This window comes from Chryseobacterium echinoideorum (genome assembly GCF_007474535.1).
GTDB classification, from domain to species: domain Bacteria; phylum Bacteroidota; class Bacteroidia; order Flavobacteriales; family Weeksellaceae; genus Chryseobacterium; species Chryseobacterium echinoideorum.
Map to the genome: position 1 here is coordinate 212498 of NZ_VKNW01000006.1, position 20973 is coordinate 233470.

17 protein-coding genes are annotated in these 20973 nt (G+C 33.4%); 14 read left to right on the plus strand and 3 right to left on the minus strand.

Translation table 11 applies throughout. The features are described from left to right. Nucleotides 1–833: 833 nt before the first annotated feature. The 6 genes from FOL89_RS17570 to FOL89_RS09855 all read left to right on the plus strand — a co-directional run bounded on the left by FOL89_RS17570 (nt 834) and on the right by FOL89_RS09855 (nt 8132). Complete coding sequence (locus tag FOL89_RS17570; RefSeq protein ID WP_185146958.1) at nt 834–992, plus strand: hypothetical protein; 159 nt, start codon at nt 834–836, stop codon at nt 990–992. A 62-nt stretch (nt 993–1054) separates the two neighbouring features. Continuing rightward, nucleotides 1055–1420, plus strand: coding sequence for a hypothetical protein (locus FOL89_RS09835; RefSeq protein WP_144282628.1), 366 nt, complete (start codon nt 1055–1057; stop codon nt 1418–1420). 429 nt (nt 1421–1849) lie between these two features. Further along, nucleotides 1850–5923, plus strand: coding sequence for a phage tail protein (locus FOL89_RS09840; protein ID WP_144282629.1), 4074 nt, complete (start codon nt 1850–1852; stop codon nt 5921–5923). Between the two features lie 10 nt (nt 5924–5933). Further along, a complete protein-coding gene (locus FOL89_RS09845; RefSeq protein ID WP_144282630.1) occupies nt 5934–6614 on the plus strand; it encodes a hypothetical protein in 681 nt (226 codons plus the stop codon). A gap of 371 nt (nt 6615–6985) precedes the next feature. Continuing rightward, entirely contained in the window at nt 6986–7732 is a 747-nt protein-coding gene (locus FOL89_RS09850; RefSeq protein WP_144282631.1) for a hypothetical protein, read from the plus strand. An 82-nt stretch (nt 7733–7814) separates the two neighbouring features. Beyond that, nucleotides 7815–8132, plus strand: coding sequence for a hypothetical protein (locus FOL89_RS09855; protein ID WP_144282632.1), 318 nt, complete (start codon nt 7815–7817; stop codon nt 8130–8132). 31 nt (nt 8133–8163) lie between these two features. On the opposite strand, the gene FOL89_RS09860 is transcribed toward FOL89_RS09855, so the two are convergent. After that, complete coding sequence (locus FOL89_RS09860; protein WP_144282633.1) at nt 8164–8715, minus strand: hypothetical protein; 552 nt, start codon at nt 8713–8715, stop codon at nt 8164–8166. A 148-nt stretch (nt 8716–8863) separates the two neighbouring features. Between FOL89_RS09860 and FOL89_RS09865 the strand changes: the two genes are divergently transcribed. The 8 genes from FOL89_RS09865 to FOL89_RS09900 all read left to right on the plus strand — a co-directional run bounded on the left by FOL89_RS09865 (nt 8864) and on the right by FOL89_RS09900 (nt 18030). Next, nucleotides 8864–9274: a 5-fold beta-flower protein gene (locus FOL89_RS09865; RefSeq protein ID WP_144282634.1), complete on the plus strand. Its 411-nt coding sequence runs from the start codon at nt 8864–8866 to the stop codon at nt 9272–9274. 507 nt (nt 9275–9781) lie between these two features. Further along, nucleotides 9782–10660, plus strand: a complete 879-nt coding sequence (locus tag FOL89_RS09870) for a hypothetical protein (RefSeq protein ID WP_144282635.1) — start codon at nt 9782–9784, stop codon at nt 10658–10660. An 85-nt stretch (nt 10661–10745) separates the two neighbouring features. After that, entirely contained in the window at nt 10746–11477 is a 732-nt protein-coding gene (locus FOL89_RS09875) for a hypothetical protein (protein ID WP_144282636.1), read from the plus strand. A 611-nt stretch (nt 11478–12088) separates the two neighbouring features. Further along, the gene (locus FOL89_RS09880) at nt 12089–13984 is read left to right on the plus strand and encodes a hypothetical protein (protein ID WP_144282637.1); all 1896 of its coding nucleotides are present in this window, start codon (nt 12089–12091) and stop codon (nt 13982–13984) included. 457 nt (nt 13985–14441) lie between these two features. Then, nucleotides 14442–15050 carry a hypothetical protein gene (locus tag FOL89_RS09885; RefSeq protein WP_144282638.1) on the plus strand — a complete coding sequence of 203 codons (609 nt, stop codon included), beginning with the start codon at nt 14442–14444 and terminating at the stop codon, nt 15048–15050. Continuing rightward, nucleotides 15047–15610 carry an N-acetylmuramoyl-L-alanine amidase gene (locus FOL89_RS09890; protein WP_144282639.1) on the plus strand — a complete coding sequence of 188 codons (564 nt, stop codon included), beginning with the start codon at nt 15047–15049 and terminating at the stop codon, nt 15608–15610. The genes FOL89_RS09885 and FOL89_RS09890 overlap by 4 nt, the downstream gene beginning before the upstream one ends. 111 nt (nt 15611–15721) lie before the next feature. Then, the gene (locus FOL89_RS09895) at nt 15722–17038 is read left to right on the plus strand and encodes an ATP-binding protein (protein WP_144282640.1); all 1317 of its coding nucleotides are present in this window, start codon (nt 15722–15724) and stop codon (nt 17036–17038) included. Nucleotides 17039–17220: 182 nt separating this feature from the next. Continuing rightward, entirely contained in the window at nt 17221–18030 is an 810-nt protein-coding gene (locus FOL89_RS09900; protein ID WP_144282641.1) for a glucose 1-dehydrogenase, read from the plus strand. Here FOL89_RS09900 and recO read toward each other — a convergent pair whose 3' ends face one another. Both recO and porZ read right to left on the minus strand, forming a co-directional pair. Next, nucleotides 18031–18717, minus strand: a complete 687-nt coding sequence (recO, locus tag FOL89_RS09905; RefSeq protein ID WP_144282642.1) for a DNA repair protein RecO — start codon at nt 18715–18717, stop codon at nt 18031–18033. Beyond that, nucleotides 18717–20972 carry a type IX secretion system anionic LPS delivery protein PorZ gene (gene porZ / locus FOL89_RS09910; protein ID WP_185146959.1) on the minus strand — a complete coding sequence of 752 codons (2256 nt, stop codon included), beginning with the start codon at nt 20970–20972 and terminating at the stop codon, nt 18717–18719. Before porZ ends, recO begins: the two co-directional genes overlap by 1 nt. Between the last annotated feature and the right edge of the window lies 1 nt (nt 20973).

Below are 20973 nucleotides of genomic sequence, written 5' to 3' on the forward strand. Positions count from 1 at the left end.
TATTTTACACTTTTTAAAATGAATTTTGTTCGTAATATATTTTTTATGAATGATAAAATTGCGTTTTATAAAATGAATTATTGTACAAAACAGAAAGATTTGATCTTTTATTTCCTTAAAAGAAAGAAAATAATTCTGAAGGTAAACCCAAAGAATGTTGAGTAGGTAAAATATCAATTAGTTGCGTTGTTATATATCTGAATAAGTAAGCTCACTGATATTTGAATGTTGATCTTATTTACTCATAAATTGTGGGAATTAATCTTATTGTAATATGTATTAATTACTTTATCAGCAGAACAAAACGAAACAAAATTAAAACTAAAAAAGCGGGTATGTCATCCTTTATGGAAATACCTTTCAAGCTTAAACACAAAAATTAAAAATATAGTTAGTCATCTATTCAAAGGCGGAAAAGTTGCCTTTGCGGGGGTTCTTATAAAATTAAACGGTAAACAGTAAAAATTAAAAAACTAAAAAAACAAACTAATTCACAAAAACTTAAGACATGAAAAGAAGTAAAGAATTAATAGAGAAAAGGAAAAATTTTGTTATTGAGTATGTAAAACGCAACCAAAATAAACAGATGAAAGTCATTGTAAGTGAACTAACGGAAATGTTGTTTTTGTCCGAAAGAACCATTTATAACATTATTCTACAGGGTTAATTTTCAATGATAAAAAAGGTAAAGATTAAATAAGGATTAAGAGCCCCCAATGACTAACATAAAAAAACTGCTTTTAAAACGTATTTTGAATCTCTTCTTAAATTATAGAATCAATTTTTTAGAAGATTAAAAAAAACATGACCAATTTAAAAAATTAATTATAACCATGAAAAAGGATAGAAAGAAAAACAACAAAGAAAAACAACAAAAACCACATAAGAGAATTGATGATCTGATTGACGAGCTGGCTTATGTGAATGAAAAAGAAAATATTCGGAAAAGCAAGAAGTTTTTAGATGATATGTATATCCTCAGCCAAGAATAATAAAATCTAAAAAGCTTTGAAAAAAATCAACATTTTAATAAGTAACAGCAAAACCTGTAAGAATGAATCTGGATAGTATAAAAGCCTTGGTAATCGGAACTGCAATTGCGTTTTCAGGAGGATTATTAAGGGTATTGATCTCAATACAGAACAAAGAAAAAAAACAGCTGTGGGAGCATTTTGTCACATTGCTGATCGTGATGATAGTCGGCTTTACAATGAGCTATCTGATGAATAGAGCCGAACTGGATAACAAATGGTATTCAACGGGAGTATTGTTTGTATTAGGCTACGGATATGATAAGTATCTCAAGATGATCACGACCAATCTTCCTGAATGGATTGACAGAGCGGTGAATCTTCATATTGGAAATCATGATGGCTTCAAAACAGATAGGAAGTCCGGAGAGGAAGAAAAAGAAGACTGATTTATAAAATCAAAAAACCATGAAACTATTACATATAATTTTCAATTATAAATAATGAGAAGATTCTGTTGACTGAACTGATAGGTTAAATTTACCTCTATCGGTAAATCTTACATCAGTGCAGTAAAAAGCAGTCTGGAAAATCATTTACTGCAGCTACAGAATCCATCGCCTAAAATGCAGGTAATTCTCACAAAAAAGATTGAATTTTGAACCAAGGAAACTAATAAACATGAGAACTCAATACCGGAAGCGGCTAAGCGCGCGTGTTTCTCATCACATTGCTAATGCCGCTTCCGGTTTTTAATTCTAAAAAAAATCATTATACACGGTCTGATTTTTCAGATTCGGTGCCTAATATAGAGTGCAGCAGTATGAGTTGTGCTTGTATACTTTTTAAACTATGTATAATAAAAAAACACTAAGTCCATGAAAGCAGCAAATACTGTAGAAAAAGACAACAAAGCCCATCAAAGTCAGGGTAAAAGGCAAAAACCGCAAGAATCTGTGGTTATTCCGTTACCTGAAAGAGAAGTGATGGATGCATCAATACAAAAACAGGAAGCTCATCATCGTAATGTTGTAAATTCTGAGGGTAATAAAATCAGTCAAAACGGGCGTGTTGTACCGGTACATGGCTCGCAGACTATTTATGATCAGGGATCTGAACTCATGTCTGGAAAACATCAGGAGAGTCTTGCGCAAACCGGCGATATCAATCATCCCGATACCAAAGGGATGGAAAAAGGATATATAACGACCTTGAATATCAATCAGGCACGCGATTACAACGACCTTAAATATGGAACTTATCTGCCAAAGACGGTACAGGAACAGGCGATTATGACTCAGAGTGCTAAAGACAATTCTGAAACCATAGTTCCTGGAATAGCAGAATCTGTTGATTCTGTAGAAATACAGGCTGTTCAGGGTTCTGTTGCTGCATCGGATATGAGTGCAGAATTTGTTTTATCTGGCGAGCAGGAAGATGCTGTGAGAACTACACCAACAAGTCCGAAGAGTGATCCGAACTTTAACCAGACTGTAGGTTTGGTAAAAAATACGGCAAAAGCAAAACGAGTTCATAATACTAAAGAAAAAGCTGAAATTCATGCAAAAGCAGCAGCAGCAGTACCGGATGGAGAACGCAAATCGAGAGCAAGAGGCCAACAGGTAGAACAACTGGATCAGCAAAAATCAGGCTCTTTCACCGCATTTGGATTCAAGGCGAAATTGAAAGAGAGAATCAAAAACATCAATTTACCTGAAAAACAAGGAGACGCTGACAATTTTGAAAAACGTAATAATATTAATAACGTTAATGAAAATATTAAAAAAGATGTGGTAACATCTAAAAATAGCGTAACAGGAAGTATACAAGCTGTTGCTAAGAAAGAACCTAATGAGGCTGAAATTGCACAGCGTAAATCAACGGCGTTACCTGATCCGAAAATAGGCTCAAAAGTCAATATAAAAGCCACAGATGCTATGCCACCTAAACGAGGCGATTCCGAGTTAAGTGAACCTATTGCTAAAAGTTATAAAGCGGTTGAACAGCAGTTTGCTAAAAATAATATTACAGATGAACAGTTGGCAAATTCGAATGAGCCAGATTTCATTGATGCACTCAATGCTAAAAAAGCCGCCAAAGAAAATGCAGAGAATGCTCCTAAAGAATTTAAAAATGCTGAAAACAAAAAACTGGAAGCTTCTAAACAGGCAGCACAAGGTAAAACCAACAGCACGATGGAGGGAATGCATCACAGCAGAAAGGAGTTGCTGGATAGTGTTACCAACAAACAACATAAAGCAGGTAAGGAAGATACAGCTAAACACAAGGATGTTGTTGGGAAGTTGAATACTATTTATGAAGAGACGAAGAAATCTGTCGGTGAACAGTTGAATGATCTGGAGACTAAAGTTACCCAATTGTTCGATGCTGGTGCTAAAAAGGCCAAATCTGCTTTTGAAAAGGAAGTGACCCAGAAATTGGAAGACTACAAAGCAAAACGTTATGGTAAATGGTATAGTGTTAACAAATATAGTGAACGGTGGGAAGATTTCAGGAATGGAAAATTGCCGGATGAAGTAGATAAGTTCTATAAAAAAGGAAAAGAAAATTTTATAACTGCAATGGACGGTGTTATTGGGCAAATTGCAGAATTGGTAACTACACGATTAAATAAAGCTAAAGCTTCTATTACTTCCGGACGTCAAAAAGTTGTTTCGTTTATTAAAAATCTTCCTGCAGATGTAAAAAAAGCCATCAAAGGAGATATTGATTCAATCCAAGGGCAGTTTAAAGAGCTTGAAAGTTCTATCAGCGATAAAGAATCTTCATTAATCGATACATTAACAACCAAGTACAATAATGCTCTGAAGGAAGTTGACGAACTGATTGTTGATATTAAAAAACGTAACCTTGGATTCTTATCAACTTTAGAAGAAAAAACGGTAGGTGTTTGGAAAACAATACAGGAGATCAAAAAAACGCTTACTGAGCTACTTTCCGGAGCGGTAAGTGCGATAATGGCAATTGTTGCAGACCCAATAGGATTTTTATCGAAACTTATTGACGGTGTTTCGCAAGGGTTTATCAATTTCGGAACCAATATCTGGACACACCTTAAAACAGGATTCTTTGGATGGTTAACCGGAGCAATGAAAAATATTTCGTTCACCATGCCGGAAGATGTATTTTCTTTAAAAGGTATTTTCTCTATCAGTACTCAGATGCTGGGTTTAACCTGGACGAACATCAGAAGTATTGGAGCTTCAGTAGTTGGAGAGCGTGCGATGAAGGTTCTTGAAGGAGGTTTTGATATGGTAATGATTGTTCAGAGGGACGGTTTTGCCGGGCTTTGGGAACATGTGAAAGATCAGTTTGCTGATATTAAAAATACCGTAATGGATACCATTATTGATATTATTAAAACACAGGCGGTACAAGCAGGAATTAAATGGGTAATGGGCTTACTTACTCCGGCGGGAGCATTTATAAAAGCAGCTATGGCAATTATAGATATCGTGAAATTCTTCATCCAAAAAGCATCCCAGATTATGGAGCTTATAAAAGCTTTTACAGATGGAGTAAAAGCAATTGCCAGCGGAAATGTAGGTGCTGTGGCAAAAGCAATAGAAAATGCTTTAGGTAAAGCTATTCCTGTAGTGATTGGGTTTTTAGCTTCATTGGCAGGTCTTGGTGGAATAACAGATAAAGTTGTTAGTGTAGTACGAAAAATAAGTAAGCGTATTGAAAACGCAATTGTCAGATTCTGGAATTTTGTAAAAGTTAAGGCTAAAGGCTTGCTTGGTAGAAAAGATATTAAGAAAAAAGGTAAGTCGGATAGTAAAGGAGTAGAGAATGATAATGTCGATAATGGTAAAATAGATAGTTTTAAATCTATAAAGGTTGAGTTTGAAGATGAGGCAGATAAACATACGCATCATGCTTATTACAAAGGAAAAGATTTAATTATTGAAAGTACCCCTACAAGAATTGAACATTTATTTATTAATAAAAATAGTGAAGCGCGTGAAAATAATAATGAAGAATTACTGAAAAATCTTAATTTAGCAAAGTCTTATTATTACAGAGTTCTTAAACCAAAAGAAGAAGCTTTAAGAGAAGCTGATTTAGAAGATACTGAAAATAGTAGGGCTTCAATATCAAGGCAGAAAAAAGCAAAAAGATTTGATAATAATAGAGATTTAAAAGTCGATTTAGAAAAAGAGTTAAGACATTTCTCTCAAAAATATTTGAAAAAACTATTTAATATTGAAAATAATGAATATCCGTTGCCTAGATTGCCTATTATGTCTGATAATGTAAAAGCGCATAGTTTTGTAGCTGATTATTTGAATGATCAAGTTCTTGATGGATCTGAAGCAAGTAAACATAAAGGAAATTTAGAAGGATGGCCAGAATTGGCTGGTCAGAGACTAAGAGATCGATCAAAATGGGTTAGAATGCACTTGCTACCTCATCAATTAGGCGGTAATGCAGTAGATTCAAACTTAACACCTGCTTTAGGAAGTATTAATGTGTCGTTTTCTCAAAATTTGGAACGTGCTGCAATTGATTTGGCTAAAAAAGCTCCTATAGAAGAAAGGAAGGTAATATGGTACAAGTTTAATATTGAATATTATAACGGAAAAGTTTTCCCTAAATTTTTATTTGCAAGTTATGGAACCTATTCTAAAGCTGGAAAAGATTGGAAACGAAACAGTCCTATTAAAGAATTTCATATAAGTCCGGATTATCCAGAGATGGATTTCCAACCTTTTGATATGAAAGCGAATAATTGGGATACGAAAGAAATGTCAGCAGCGTTAGGCATGAATCAAAAATTTGTTAATGTTTTAAAACAAAATGGAGGATATAACAATATTAGAGATTTAGAGATTAAATTAGGAACTAAAATAGACTTGAATACTAGTCTAAATCAAGAAAACTTAGCGATATTAAATAGAGCTGAAATTAATAATTTAATAATATTTTAATATAAAACCAATGGAATTCAAAATCACCGAAGAATTTAAAAACTTAGAGAACATTCTCAAATCAAATTATTTTGAAGATATATCAATCAAATCTAATATTTTAGAAACTGATGAAGAAGAGGCTAGTTTTGTGATTAATAAATTTACTAAATTAGGTTACGATCAGGTAGCTAATAGATATTTGGATATTCTAAATATAGATAAATATTATTTTCATGCTTGGTTTCAAGTAGATGACTTTGCTTCTCAAATAGAATTTAACATTGAAAAACTGTATTCACGATTATCTCTGCTAGATTTTGATGAAAAACTTTGGTTTAAAGGTCAAACACCTGAAGAGATATCTCTGTGGAAGACATTCCGTATTTTAGATACTCGTCCGGAGATTGGTGATGGTAAATTGACCGTTTTCAGTATTCAGAATGGGATAGCCCCACCTAATGAGCCGGCTATTTATTATATTAATAGAGCCTTAGCTTATAAAACCAATCTCACTTTTAATGGATATTATGAAGCTGTTTTAGATATGCTGGGTATAGCCGATTGGCAATATCTTTTTACTGAAGTTTCATTAGAAGATTTAAAAGCGGATGGTATCTATAAAAATTTAAAAGAATCATTGGAAGCTCTGCAAAAAGCTTTTCCGGATAAAGACTACAGTCATTATTTTAAACTTTTAGAAGAAAGATAAATAAGCATTTAGATATTAATTATAAAAGCGAAGTTTCTATTTTCAGAAGCTTCGTTTTTTTGTATTCAAAAAAATGAAATTATTATTTTTGATTAAATATAAACCTTGCTGCCGCACGAATCCTTTCGTGTGGCATTTTTATTTCTCAGACTTTCTTAAAAGCTTTTATCTTTATGAAAACATAATTGATGAGTTGTAATTACAAGTTCTACAATCCTGAAAGATTATATTTCATAAGTTTTAGATTGGGTGTAAGTTTTAAAGAGCTTTAATTATATTTTTGTTTTTAGAATGTTTGATTTATAATAGTAACCACACGATGCAATCGTGCGGCAGCGGGGTAGTAACAAATTATTATATTAAAGATAATTATGATAGATATTTGGAAAAAATTTGGAGATAGAAAGAATAGTTTATCTACAGAAATTTATGACTCTGGTTATTTAACTTCTTCAGGCGCAGTAGATAAACCAAATGATGCTATGCCGAATAAAGAATTAGAAGCAATATTAATGGAAAAAGGGTTGATTTTTCCCAAAAGTTTAATAGATTTTTATAGTCAAGCTGGTATGCTTTCCTTAATTTGGAAAATCGTTGATGAAAGTTTTCAAAATGGCAAAGAACGAGAAGCGCTATTCAAAGAGGATCCGTGGATAAAAAAAGAATATTTAGATAATGGTTACAGTTGGGAAGCAGTAAAAATATTGTTGAGTGGTAATTTAAATATTTCTGAGCTAAAAAACATTGTTGATATTGAGGATGTCAAAGCTACCGGTATGTATAATGCAGCAATAAGTGTAGGTCTAAAGGGAGGAGATTTACGACCAATAGATTTCAATGAATATGCTGTTGCTTGTATGAAAGTAGAAGACGGTAAGTTAATAGACAATATGTATTTATATACAGGTTTCGGAGGCTTTCCGGAAGCATTGCACGACATGAAAGTTAATTTTGAGCAATACTTGGAATTAGCCTATAAAGCAAAATGTTTTAATTATTGGAATTTAACTTACTGTTTAAAAGAAAAATCACCGAGTTACGAACTTATGAAACGATTTTTTTCTGTGATCTTTCCTCATTTAAAACCGGATTTGGAAGAATTTGGAATAGTATATTAATATTTTAGAATAATCAAATAAAAAGCGGAATCTTAAAAGGGTTTTCGCTTTTTATTTGAATGAAAATATCATTTTCAAAATAGTGCAAATCGTTCGTAAAGGAGGCGTTGTCGGACTTTGGGAACATCTGAAAGATCAATTTGCTGATCTGAAAGCTACGGTGATGGATACCATTATGGAGATCATTCAAAAGCAGGTTATTCAGGCGGGTATCAAATGGATCATGGGCTTGCTCACTCCGGTTGGTGCTTTTGTAAAAGCGGCAATGGCAATTATCGATGTGGTGAAATTCTTCATTCAGCGTGCTGCGCAAATCATGGAGCTGATAAAAGCATTTACCGACAGTGTTGCAGCTATCGCCAGTGGAAAAGTTGGCGCAGTAGCCAAATCAAAAAATTAAATATTAAAAATGACTATCTGCTAAATCTTAATTAATTTTTTGCATTAGTATAAAATGAATAATAATAAAAGATAGGATACTTTTCAAAAGTTTCTGATTTGCCCATCGTATATGCATCACTTTCATACATTTTTGAAAAATCCAGAATAAGAGATTTTTTTTCCGGGAAATTGCAGATAATTTTTATTAAACTGGTGGCTGCAGTTTCCGTTTCATAAGTAAATAAAAGCTGCTTACCGTCCGGACTATAGATTTTCTTATGATAGATTCTGGCTTTTAGCTTTGGGTCAACTCCCGTATCATTAGATTTTGCCTTGTACATCAATGTTTCTTTGCCGTTTTTTATGATGTATACATTTGCATTTTTATAACTTTCATCATACTTGAAGACAACGATTTCGTTAATTTTAGAAATCATCGTATTGAATTTTTCATCATTAGGTATCACTTGCGTTTCAGTGTTTGCAGGCATTTCTATGGGTCCTGATTTGGACGATGCTGCCGGTTTCTTTTTTTGTGCATTTACAGTAGTTCCGAAGAATACCAATACGATAACAATTGAAATAAATTTGAAAATTTTCATGGATTTTTTTGCAATGTTATGTAAATTATTTTGAATTTTCTACTTCTTATTAAAATTTAATCATCATTGTATGATATAAAAATTCAAAATTATAATGAAAATTGATACGATATGTGTAATATTTCATATATTTAATTAAATTAAAATCATGAAAAAAATCCTATTTATTTTTTCAATTTTCTTCAGTTTTTATCTTGCCAATGCGCAAACCATAGAATCGGGAAGCCATGGCACGAAAGGTTATATAAAAAGTGACGGCACCATAGAAAACAGGAGTCATGTTACAGCAGGTTACATCAAGAGCGATGGTACTATTGAAAACAAAAGTCATTATACAATTGGCTACATCAAAAGTGACGGAACTATAGAAAACAGAAATCATACGACGGTAGGCTATGTTAAAAAAGACGGAACAGTAGAAAACAGCAGCCACGTAACTATCGGCTATATTAAAGATGATGGAACGGTAGAAAACAGCAGTCACAATACCATTGGTTACGCAAGAGGAATCAGAAAAGAATGGGCAGCTGTAGTATATTTCTTTTTTAAAGAGGATTAGTTCTTAAATAAATTTCTATAACGATAAGAAAATTCCGCAAAGTAGAATACTTTGCGGAATTTTTATGAAATATGACTTGTAGTTCGGAAAATTATTTTCAAAATCTATCTGGTTGATCATTAAATATAGAACTGTTATAGTCTAAATGTTCCTTAAAAAAATCACTCTCAGACAATTAAAAAACAGTTACTGCAACTACAGTTTAAACGTATCCAAAAACTTTCAAATCAACGACAAAATGATGAGTTTTGTACACAGAAAAGCAAGCAGTAATAATTACATTTTCCGAAAATTTAGACTTACTGCAACTACAGGACAGACTCCTCTAAAAATTTTCAGATAACCAAAAAAAGAGGGAGTTTTGTACTCTGAAAAATAAGCAGAAAAGTAACTGCAAATTCTGAATATAGAATCCTGACAATTTTTATTGAGAAAAAGCCTCGTTTTAAAATTAATAATAAGTTACCAATAATAAATTACTAACAAGAATACAGAAGCATTTAAATTATGGAAGAAAATAAAGTAACCTCAAGAGAGGAATTAAAAAGTTATTTTGAAGCAGGAGATTATCCTACTCAAGGTCAGTTTGGAAAATTGATAGACTCTTTAAGACATAAAGAAGATATATTGACCAATAAGGAAGCAGCAATCCTTGCCAATACTTTGGTAGATATAGAAAATGGATATATCCAGTATTACACAACCAATGTCGAAAATCAAAAATTTTCGCTTGTTGTAAATCAGCAGGACGAAGAAGATCAATTGATTGAAATAGGTGAAACTAGCGGTGGTTCTTTAAGAAAATATTTCTTTGGTAATGCACCTTATACCATTAAAGCAAAAAAGTTTCCCGCAGAAGGGTTAAAAGAATATGAATACTATCTTTTACAATATCAGATAGATCCCAGTTATTATGTGTATAAATTATTTGGAAATAATCTGCCAACCATAGAAGAAGGGTTTGAGTTAGGAACACTAAAAGGGAAAGGATTTTACTTTCAATTGCAAAGGAATAATATAGGACAAAAGGTGAGTATAGTAAATACCAAAATCAATTTTGAAAATAATACTGATGCAACTGTTTTATACAGAGCTGAGGCAGGTAATTGGAGTGATAGATATAAATCTGAAGACAGTATTACAGATCATTATGATGCATGGGATTATTTGTCATTCCGCTATAATGCAGATCTTCGAGGAATAGACAAATCAATAGAATGTAATGCTTATAATGCAGATAACGGGGAATTATTAACAACCGGTTACCTATATGCAGAGCAAAATAACGAAAACATTTGGAGCGGGCAAATCTCAGGAGTGAGAAATATAAGAATAGAATGTAATTATACATCTTTGCCACCCCAAGAAACAGGTTTACCTTCATAGCTAAGATGAATGAAAAAGAGTTAAGAACTTACTATTGATAATCAGAGCTAAAAGTTTCTGATAGACTATAACTAATATGCAAGAAATGAACAAACTAACTACAAGAGAGCAGCTAAAATCCTATTTTGAAACAGGAGATTTTCCCACTGAAAATGAGTTTGCGGAATTGATAAACAGTTATGCCCACTTAAATGAGTTTAATTTTGGATTATCAATAAGATCATCAGGCAATACTTCATCCAGATATTATGATTTTTATAAAGCAGATGATATCATGAATTCTGGCGCCGGTCATAAAATTGTAGAAAGTTCACCAGAAAATATAGCGGCAAAAATAGAAGGGTACTCACACGTTCTGAGCAGAATCGTATGTTATAAAAGCTTAGATATAAAACTGATCGGGGAAATAGATATAGAAAAGCATCAGCCCAAAATTATCATAGAACGATATAAGCAGAGAAAAAGAATGCCCAATGGCAATACCAAACCTGCCGGATTCTATCAGGAAAAAATGTCTGATGCTGAACTTTGGAACAGAAAATCAGAATATCTAATAAAATCAAATGAAACTGTCATTGATATAGAACCTATACATTATTTCAGGCCTGCTGCAAATTTTAAAGAATTTTTGCCTTCAGGAAGCATCAATAGACCTGGTTCTTTTAAATATACGAAATACAGAAAGCCCTTCACGGTTATACAGGCAACATTAGAAATAAATATTAACGGAACTGCGTACCGATCTCGTCCTGTAGGAATAAAAATTATATTGGGATCTTCCGGTGAATATGATGCAGTAAACTTTGTTTTTAACTAAAAACATCATATATCTTAATTCTTATTTTTTTCACTTGCAAACTAGGGATAGAATTTTACAGTTTTATTTTATTCATCCGGTCATTATTTTCTAAATAGGATACTCTTTCAATGAGCAATCCTTCTTTCAATTGACTTTATTCGCTCCAAAAAAATTAATAGTATTTTTAATCAATAAGCTGTTGACCTTTAAATTGATAACTCAAAACTATTTTCAATAGGATTAAAAACGGACAATCATAAAAACTAACTCCAAGAAAACTTTTTATATATGAAATACAGATTTTATTTTTTAATTATAATCTTCATTCAAGCGGGCAGCTATTAGCCGGAAAAACCTTGCTTTTTTGAACCATTCAAAAATAGTGTAGGATTTTCTTTTGAGAGAAACTCTGGTAAATACTCCTCACAATTTATCAAGAGATTCTCCTTTTGTGAGCAGCCTTTGGTAAGATTTTTTAAAAGTAAATTGATAATTATTTCTAAAAGTTTCTGTAACCAATCAAGCAGTTACATTCCGTAGAATTGGCAAATCAAGTCAGAAGTCTAATCTTCAAAAATCTCTCAATTTCAATCAATCTTCAATTCATAAAAACACAATTTTTAAACACTATGGCAAACTTAGAAACAATATTAAGCTGGTTTGAGACCGGCGATAAACCTACACAGGAAGAATTCAAACAAACCTTTTCTTCATTCAGAAACAAAGACACAAAAGTTCCGATTGCAGAAGTTGACGGATTAGAATCTTCATTAAATAACAAGCTTAATGTTGATGATCTTCCTTCCAATATGGCATTGGTAGATGAAGGTCAGCCTGCAAATGTCTTTAATAAAGAACAGATCATGGTAATGGCAATGATGCTATCCGATTATGTAAAAGACGGAAAAATCCGTGCGGATAAAATCGAAGCGTTGGGTTTGACTGATTTAATTCAAGTAAGTGAAAACACTTTGACGGAATTTGCAAAAAATGCTGATAAGTATGAGTTTCAGCAAAATGATTTTATTGCTGTTCCGGACGATAAAGGGAATTTTTCACTTTTCATATTTAAAGGTGAAGAGAAAAGTGACACAAAGAATTATCTTCCAACCGGACTCACCAATATTACAATGGGTATGGTGGAAGGTTTACAGAGTGCTCTCAATACAAAACTTGATAAGCCCGAGATAAACGGAAATTACTTCGTTAAGATGAATGGAACAGCCTCTTATCAGTCCATTAATCCGGGATCTGATCATTTGCTTTTCTGGAATGGCTCTGAATTCAAAAATTCAAATATTTTTCGTGAAAGCAGCGGCTTAAAATACGGTATAGGAACGACAACACCTTCTGAACAATTACACTTAACTTCAAGAGCAAGAATGTCGGGATTGGTTTTAGAAAACAACAATGAAACATTACCACAGCAGTTTACTTACAACGACAAAAAGTTTTTTGGGACTGACGACAGCGGAGTAAAAAGACCTTTGATGTTTGCCGATAATGCAGATTTTCTTTCTTTAGCGAATAGTTTAACTGATACCCAAAAAACAGCTTGGAAAACCGCCATGAATGGAGGATGGACGACTAACACAATGAGTGTTGCGGCTATATTACCCACGATTGTTGATAAACAGGACAGGAATTTTTATATCACTTTAAAAGGTGCAAATCTAAATTTAAATCCGGCAAATTTTTCTATAGAGATTATGAATATTACGGGAACAACTGTTATTGCAACGATACCTAATTCACAGATTCAGCTTTATCAAAATGGCGTTGATTTAGTATTCTACTATAATTTTAAAAATTTTCCAATTGGAAATTATAAACTTAGATTGTGGAATGGTGTGGCCTATTATGTAACAAATACTACAATTAATATAATAGATTTATTAACACCGATTAGTTTGTCTGGATTAAACTGGAGTATGCTGAATAATCCCACAATTTGCCCTACTGTTGATGTCACGACTGCTATCGGAACATCCATACATAGAGGTAGAAATACAGATGAAAAATTTGTAGGAACAAATCTAGATGCTGTTTCTTATAAGAGTTCTGTTTTAATCCCTGCAGCAATTGCTGATGGAGATTTTTATCTTGAATTAACAAATGTAACATTTGGCGTAATTTACTATGATGGTGCGTATGGTTATGATTATGGTTTGGTTGATGCTTCTCAGCCAATATCACATTCTATGCAAATTTTAGCAGGAGTAAGAAGAAATCTTTTCCTTGAAGAAAAAATTCTACCGGATAATATTACAGTAAATGGGAGTAATATAAATACATCTATAGCTATAAACCGTTCCTCTAAATTATATATTAATAAGAAAGGTAATGTCGTAAGTATTACCAGCATCAATAATGGTCAGCTTACTACCTCTGTTTCTACATGGTTTCAACCTAACGGGATAGATTTGGCTTTTTTCGTAAACTTTAATTCTTACAGTAATAGTAATTCTAATAACGGGGCGAACATTCAAACAGATATATATATAAATTCACTAATACAATTATAAAGCAAAACAGAAAGAATAATTCCCACCAAATCAAGCATTTTTAAACTTACTAGAAAACACAGATAAAATGTGGTTTGAAAATGCAATTACCAGATCATCCATTTTTATTCACAAATTGCAAGGAAACTTGTGTAATTAGTCTCAATATTCCTGATATGGGAAAACGTTACAAAATATCTAATTCTTAAAGATGGCAACGAAATTTACAAAATAGTAGTTGTGCCAAATTGGGAAATTTATCAGGATCAGGGCAATGTTGAAGAAATTATGCATGCAAAACGGACAACTGCTCACACAGAAGATGATCAAGGATTGTCAACAGAATAAGTAAACAAGCTCAAAGCATGCAAAAGATCTTGATTAATCCTAAATCAGTTCATTTGGCTAGTATTTAAGAAAAGTTTATAAGCTTTTACACTAAATTACTTAAAGACAAATCAATTAAGAAATTTAAACCATGAAAAAACTAATAACCATTTTAATCATTTTGCTGATTTCTGCATGCACATCAAGCAGACAGAAGTCAAAAGAAAAGCAGGAGTCATTCACTGAAACTGATTTTACAAAAGAAACTAAAACTTCTGTAACTGAATTAGAAAATTCAAAACAAAACTCAAAGGATTCTGTCTCTGCAAAAACAAACTATACTATTGTGCGGGATAATCTCTTAGCATCACAAAACTTCCAGCTGAAAAACAACGGAAAATGTGCAGATCCCGGAACAATTAGAAATGTTGAATTTACTGATGCTTTTGGCAACAGAACAACTATTCCTGTTAACGATAATACAGAACTCAATTTCATTAATGAAACAGATTTAAAAAATGAGATTGAATCTTTAAAGTTAGAAAACAATCACCTTTTTGAGACCAGTCTAAGTACTCAGAGAAAATATGAAGACTTGGAGAACGAGTACGAAGTTTTCAAGCAGAATTTAAAGTCAAAATCGGTAAAGACAGATACCAAAACTGAAAAAAATACAGTTTGGCAGTTCGCTTTAGTTGCCGTTCTGGCTGTAATTGTTTGGGAAACAAGTAAAAAACTCATTAAACGATATATACCATGATACAATTTTCACCATTAAGAACCTTTTTGTCGGCAGGTCATCATGACGAAGATCCTGGAGCGGTTGCCAATGGATACAAAGAAGCAGACATTACAAAGCTGATTCGTAATTCTATTGTAAAAAACAGCGATGATAAAAATATTGTCATAGATAAAGACTGGGAAACCAACAGGCAATACCAAAACAGAATTAAACCCGGAGCAGGATCTGTTGTTTTTGATATTCATTTGAATGCTGCTGGAAACAGTACAACCAGAGGAGTGGAGTCTTACGTCAACAGGAAAGATTTTGCCAATAAAAATTCTGCTTCCTACAAAATGGCAGATGAAGTAAATCTCTTTCTGAGCAAAGAATTAGGAATTAAAAACCGCGGCGTAAAGCCCGAAAACAGTTCTCAGCATTCCACCATCGGAATATTAAATTTAGGTTCCGGAATCGCTGTTTTGGTTGAGGTAGATTTTATCACAGGAATAGGAGCTGTAGAAAATATTACGGCTAAAAAAGATATCATTGGAAAAGGTCTTGCTAAGATTCTGAAGAAATATGATGATCTCGTGTAGTGACTAATAGTACTGCAACTACTGAATAAACAATCCCCAAAAACATTCAAATCAATCAAAAAAAGCCAATTTTGATTTTCAATACATTTTCAGAAATAACAAAAACATATCATGGAATCAAAACAATTACATAAACTCTTTACACATCTAGAACAGGTGATCACTTGGCGTATAAACAATTCGTCCGAAAACTTTGCTTCTGATGCACCGGGATTTACTAGTTATGATTATAAAACCTTTCATTTAGGGAATTTTATTTCTGAGAAAAGATTGACTCATCAGGAAGTCATTATTCTTTTAATGGCTTTATTGCCAAGGCTGGAACCATTACTGCTTAAACGCATTTATTTGGAGTTTCCGAATGCATCATTTTTTGATTTTTGTTCATTGAATGATAATGGAAGGCTTTTTCATCCTACAATTCAGGCTGTACAGTACATATTAGGCGGAGAAAATATTTCAGAAAGATTGAAAGCATTGGATTATTTTAATCCTGAATCGGTTTTGATGAAAGATGAGCTTATTGTTTTTTCAGGTTCAAATCACGAACATTCATCAGCGAGCAGCCAGATTAATATTCATCCTGAAGCTTTTAATAAAATCATTTTAGGAGTGGAACTATTGCCGAAAATGAGTAATGATTTTCCTGCGGAACTATTACAAACTCACAGATCCTGGACAGATCTTATACTTCCTGAACCCACTTTAAACGAAATTCAGAGTATTGAAGCGTGGTACAACAGCAGCCGGATTCTTATGGAAGACTGGGGAATGCAGAAAAAACTAAAACCGGGATTTCGTGTTTTGTTTTACGGAGAACCGGGAACAGGAAAAACTCTTGCAGCAAGCCTTTTAGGGAAATATATTCAACGTCCGGTTTTTAGAGTGGATGTTTCTATGCTGGTCTCCAAATATATCGGAGAAACAGAAAAGCAATTGGCCAAATTGTTTGACAAGGCCGAAAATAAAAACTGGATCTTATTCTTTGACGAAGCTGATGCTATTTTCGGAAAACGAACCAATGTACGTGATGCACATGATAAATATGCCAATCAGGAAGTTTCTTATTTGTTGCAGCGTATCGAAACATTTTCAGGACTCATCATTCTGGCATCCAACTTTAAAAATAATATGGATAAAGCATTTACGAGAAGATTTCACAGCTGCATCAAATTTGGTAATCCAAAGTATGAAGAGCGCCTTCGCATTTGGCAGCAAAATTTACCCGAACAGCTGCAGCTGGAGGGTATTAGTTTAGAACAGATCGCTAACCGCTACGAATTAACCGGTTCTAATATTATGAATGTCATACAGGATGTAAGTTTGAAGGCCATTTCATTACAAGAAACAGACTACCAAGTAACTTTAGAGATGTTATTGGAAAGTATCAAAAAAGAGTACATCAAAGAAGATAAAATTTTTGCTTAAAACGGATTGATTGTAAATATTTGTTTAATTAATGAATTTTTAATCCTTAAACGCACTTTGAATATTAAGATGGAATTTTAAGAATTGCTAAAAAGGTCGATAAAAACAAAAGCTCTTTTTTACAACAATAATACTTTGGCTTAAAAGTTTCAATTGGTTTTAATAATCATCAAAATCATTGTATGGAAATTTCACTTAAAAATCAGGTTGCCATCGTTACAGGAGCATCCAGCGGAATAGGAACCGGAATAGCAAAATCGCTAGCTTCCGCAGGAGCAACGGTAATCATCAATCATTCATCAGAAAATTCTGCCGGAGAAGCCCAAAAAGTCTTAGATGAAATAGAATCAGAAGGCGGAAAAGGTATGGTTTGGCAATGTGATGTATCCAAAGAAAAAGAAGTTATTGCCATGTTTCAGGAAACTATTTCCAGATACGGAACGGTGGATATTCTTGTTAATAATGCAGGCATTCAGAAAGATGCAAAATTTGTAGAGATGACAGTAGAAGAGTGGGATGAGGTAATGTCGGTAAATCTTCGGGGACAGTTTTTGTGTTCTCGTGAAGCCATCAAAGAATTTCTCCGTCGTGGGATAGATAAAACAAGATCTGTTGCTTGTGGTAAAATTATTCATATCAGCTCGGTACATGAGATTATTCCGTGGGCGGGAAGAGCCAATTATGCAGCAAGCAAAGGAGCAATCAAGATGCTGATGCAGACTTTGGCTCAGGAGCATGGCGCAGATAAGATCAGAGTAAATTCTATTTGTCCCGGAGCGATTCAGACACCTATCAATAAAGAAGCCTGGGAAACTCCTGAAGCTTTAAAGAATTTAATGAAGCTTATTCCCTATAACAGAATTGGTCAGCCGGAGGAAGTTGGAAATTTAGCGGCATTTCTGGCAAGTGACCTTGCAGATTATATTTCAGGAACAAGTATTTTTATTGATGGCGGAATGACAAGTCTCGAAAGTTTTGAAGATAACGGATAATCATTCGAAAATCTGCTGAAGTACTTCCAAAGAATCTGGAGTACGGAAATCTGAAAAATGATAATGATAATATACCAATACACTATCTAAAAACTTTTTTCTCAAAGTTTTGGAAATCGTAATTTCATAAGGATTTGGTGCGCAAAGTATAGCTTTCCAGAGTGCAGAAATTTCAGTGTCAAATAAATGATGCTTTCCGACATGAGAAAATATTCCTGTTTCAGGATCAAGATAATTTCCTTCGCCCAAAAGCGGAGAAACTCCCTGAATTCTTAAAATTTTCACCAAAAAAATAAGGTGAGAACGGTAGTTTTTTCTTTCAAGCTCAGAGACCAGTTCCTGAATGGTTTTGAAAATAACTTCGTTCTTACTTTCATTTTTCAGTACCTGATTCAGAAAATCGGCAACAAAAAATATGACGGAATTTGCCTTTATATCTGTATAAATATCATTTAATTGTACCATCTCAAATTTAGAAATGGTTTTAATGCCGGTATTTTTATTGTGATTTACATTAATATTCAATTGATTCAGCGGAAGTAAGAAAGCTTTCTTCTTATTTTTTTTGCTGTAAATTCCTTTCAAAAAATAACTCTGAAAGCCCTCATCTTCTGTAAAGCAGTGCAAAATAGCATCGTTCTCACCATATTTGATGAAAGAAAGTAAAAATCCTCTTTGAGAAAACATTAGTTTACTACTGCGATTTTTGCGGTAGCTTTGTCAGATCCGTCTTCGTTGGTCATCAGTACAAAATAAATTCCCGAAGCTACTCTTTTCCCTTTCTGATTGTTGAGATTCCATTCATAATATCCTGTTCTTGCAACAGCAGAGTGTACTAAATTTCCTGCAGTATCGGTAATTCGGATGTTTGTTTTTTCTGCTAAACCTTTTATCGTTACATTTCCTTTAAACTGCGAATAAACAACAGGATTAGGATAGACCAGAACATTTCCGAAATTTGAAGTTACATCTGCTACATCACCCTGATAAGTCACGATTCCGTCAAAAGTCACAAAATAGATTTTGCCGGTTTTTTTATCAATTTTAATATCGGTAACGCTATTGGTAGGAAGGGGCGAATTGTTTTTGGTGAAATGTCTGATAACACGTTCTCCGGAAGCAGACAAATAATAAACACCACCATCTTCTACCGAAACCCATTTTTGATTTCCTCCGTCTACCTCAATGTGCAGAATGGCAGCATCTCTGAAAAGTTCTTCTGCAATTCCTCCCTGTTCTATAATAATAGGTTCTAGCTGTGGATTATTTTTTATTTCTGTTGCAGCATTATTCAAAATTCTGAGTCCTGTTTGGGTACCGATCCATGCGTCTCCGGATTTGTCCATCGCAAAAGAAACAGTTCTTGCAGGAATACCATTTGAATTACTTAAGATATATTGCGAATCATCAGAAATTGTTGCTGTCTTTTTGGTATCATAAACAAGAAAGTTTTCTGATCTTGGCAGCGGGATCCAGATCAAATTGTTGCTAAAAGTAGGAATCTGCATTGCTGAACTGGTATTCAGATCATTAATAACAAACTGATCTGCAACCCTCTCATAAACCCCCAATGCTGAAGTACTTCCATTGGTTGCAAATCCTACAGTAACAAATATATTATTCTGATCATCAGAAGTAAATCCTATTGGTCTTCTTACTAAAGGATTATCAGTTCCAAGGTCGTATTTTTTGATGAATTCAAAATCTTTTGAGCCGGAATTATATTTCATTTTATAGACTCCATATCCCGGGGCAAAATTATAATTGGTAAAATAAACATCTGCTGTATTCGCTGGATCAGGAAAAGCATCAATAATATTAAAAATAGTTGAATTTCCTACAAAATAAGAAGGATAAACCCATTCCGTACCCGTAAAATAATAAAATCCGGGATTTTTTGGATTAATCTGAGGCTCGTTGTAGCTGTTAGCTCTTACTCCTGTAGAAACCAAAATCTGATTGTCATTAAACAGTCTCAGTTTATATGCATAATTGAAATAAGGACCATCGGGTTTATAAGCAATATTATCCTCCGTTTTAATACCGGAAAATACAGTCCCACCATATATTTTTGAACCTATAGTGGTGGCTGTATTACAGCTTTCACCTAAAGTTGCAGTTCCTGTACTGGTTCCGGATGTGTTGTAAGTATAAATTCTTGCAGCATCGGTAATTACAATATTGCCAGCATTAACGACAACATCAGAAATATTTCCAAAAGTTTGAGAAATAGGAGTAGAAACACCATTTTCATAAACATAAGCAGTATTGGCAGATGAAAATGCTATTGTAGATTCAGAGTCAATATGTTTAAAAGCTCCCGCCATTTCTGTTGCCCATGTAGCATAAACAGGAAATGTAGTATTCATTTCGTGGCTTTTTAAACCGTCATTGGTTACCGAGAAAACTTTATTGTCTTTTATTGTGGCTTCATTACTTGCAAGAAAAGTTCCGGCAGTTACAAAAAATGCAGAATCTCCGAATTCTTTCTTTTTCAGATCAAAAATAGAGACACCGTAGCCCACAGAAACTACTGCTTTATCACCTGTAATTGAAATGTGATTAATCTTTTTGCTTCCGTTATATCCAGTAGCAATAGGAATGTCGACTACAAAAGTAATCCCTTGTGGAGTAATCACATCCAGAGAACCGTTTTGATAACCGACAAGAGCAATTTTAGTCTGTGGATTATAATCAAAAGCAGAGATTTTTACTTCATGAAGACCATTTGCCTTAGAGAGCTTTGTAATTTCTCCTGTTGATAGGGTATAATAAAAAATTCCGTTTTCTGTGGCTGCGACAATTTTTCCATTGTCTTCTTTCATTGCAAGAACATTATTGTAAGAAAAATGGTCTGCCCATTTTTTTGAAGTAATATTCTGTGCATTTACAAGTTGTAAAGATGCCCAAATGCCAAGAGAAAGTAATGATATTTTTTTCATA

What these genes read in the sequence shown, in the direction of transcription:
- FOL89_RS17570 (WP_185146958.1), top strand. Translation starts at nt 834, where the DNA reads ATGAAAAAGGATAGAAAGAAAAACAACAAAGAAAAACAACAAAAACCA.
- FOL89_RS09835 (WP_144282628.1), top strand. Translation starts at nt 1,055, where the DNA reads ATGAATCTGGATAGTATAAAAGCCTTGGTAATCGGAACTGCAATTGCG.
- FOL89_RS09840 (WP_144282629.1), top strand. Translation starts at nt 1,850, where the DNA reads ATGAAAGCAGCAAATACTGTAGAAAAAGACAACAAAGCCCATCAAAGT.
- FOL89_RS09845 (WP_144282630.1), top strand. Translation starts at nt 5,934, where the DNA reads ATGGAATTCAAAATCACCGAAGAATTTAAAAACTTAGAGAACATTCTC.
- FOL89_RS09850 (WP_144282631.1), top strand. Translation starts at nt 6,986, where the DNA reads ATGATAGATATTTGGAAAAAATTTGGAGATAGAAAGAATAGTTTATCT.
- FOL89_RS09860 (WP_144282633.1), bottom strand. Translation starts at nt 8,715, where the DNA reads ATGAAAATTTTCAAATTTATTTCAATTGTTATCGTATTGGTATTCTTC.
- FOL89_RS09865 (WP_144282634.1), top strand. Translation starts at nt 8,864, where the DNA reads ATGAAAAAAATCCTATTTATTTTTTCAATTTTCTTCAGTTTTTATCTT.
- FOL89_RS09870 (WP_144282635.1), top strand. Translation starts at nt 9,782, where the DNA reads ATGGAAGAAAATAAAGTAACCTCAAGAGAGGAATTAAAAAGTTATTTT.
- FOL89_RS09875 (WP_144282636.1), top strand. Translation starts at nt 10,746, where the DNA reads ATGAACAAACTAACTACAAGAGAGCAGCTAAAATCCTATTTTGAAACA.
- FOL89_RS09880 (WP_144282637.1), top strand. Translation starts at nt 12,089, where the DNA reads ATGGCAAACTTAGAAACAATATTAAGCTGGTTTGAGACCGGCGATAAA.
- FOL89_RS09885 (WP_144282638.1), top strand. Translation starts at nt 14,442, where the DNA reads ATGAAAAAACTAATAACCATTTTAATCATTTTGCTGATTTCTGCATGC.
- FOL89_RS09890 (WP_144282639.1), top strand. Translation starts at nt 15,047, where the DNA reads ATGATACAATTTTCACCATTAAGAACCTTTTTGTCGGCAGGTCATCAT.
- FOL89_RS09895 (WP_144282640.1), top strand. Translation starts at nt 15,722, where the DNA reads ATGGAATCAAAACAATTACATAAACTCTTTACACATCTAGAACAGGTG.
- FOL89_RS09900 (WP_144282641.1), top strand. Translation starts at nt 17,221, where the DNA reads ATGGAAATTTCACTTAAAAATCAGGTTGCCATCGTTACAGGAGCATCC.
- recO (WP_144282642.1), bottom strand. Translation starts at nt 18,717, where the DNA reads ATGTTTTCTCAAAGAGGATTTTTACTTTCTTTCATCAAATATGGTGAG.
- porZ (WP_185146959.1), bottom strand. Translation starts at nt 20,972, where the DNA reads ATGAAAAAAATATCATTACTTTCTCTTGGCATTTGGGCATCTTTACAA.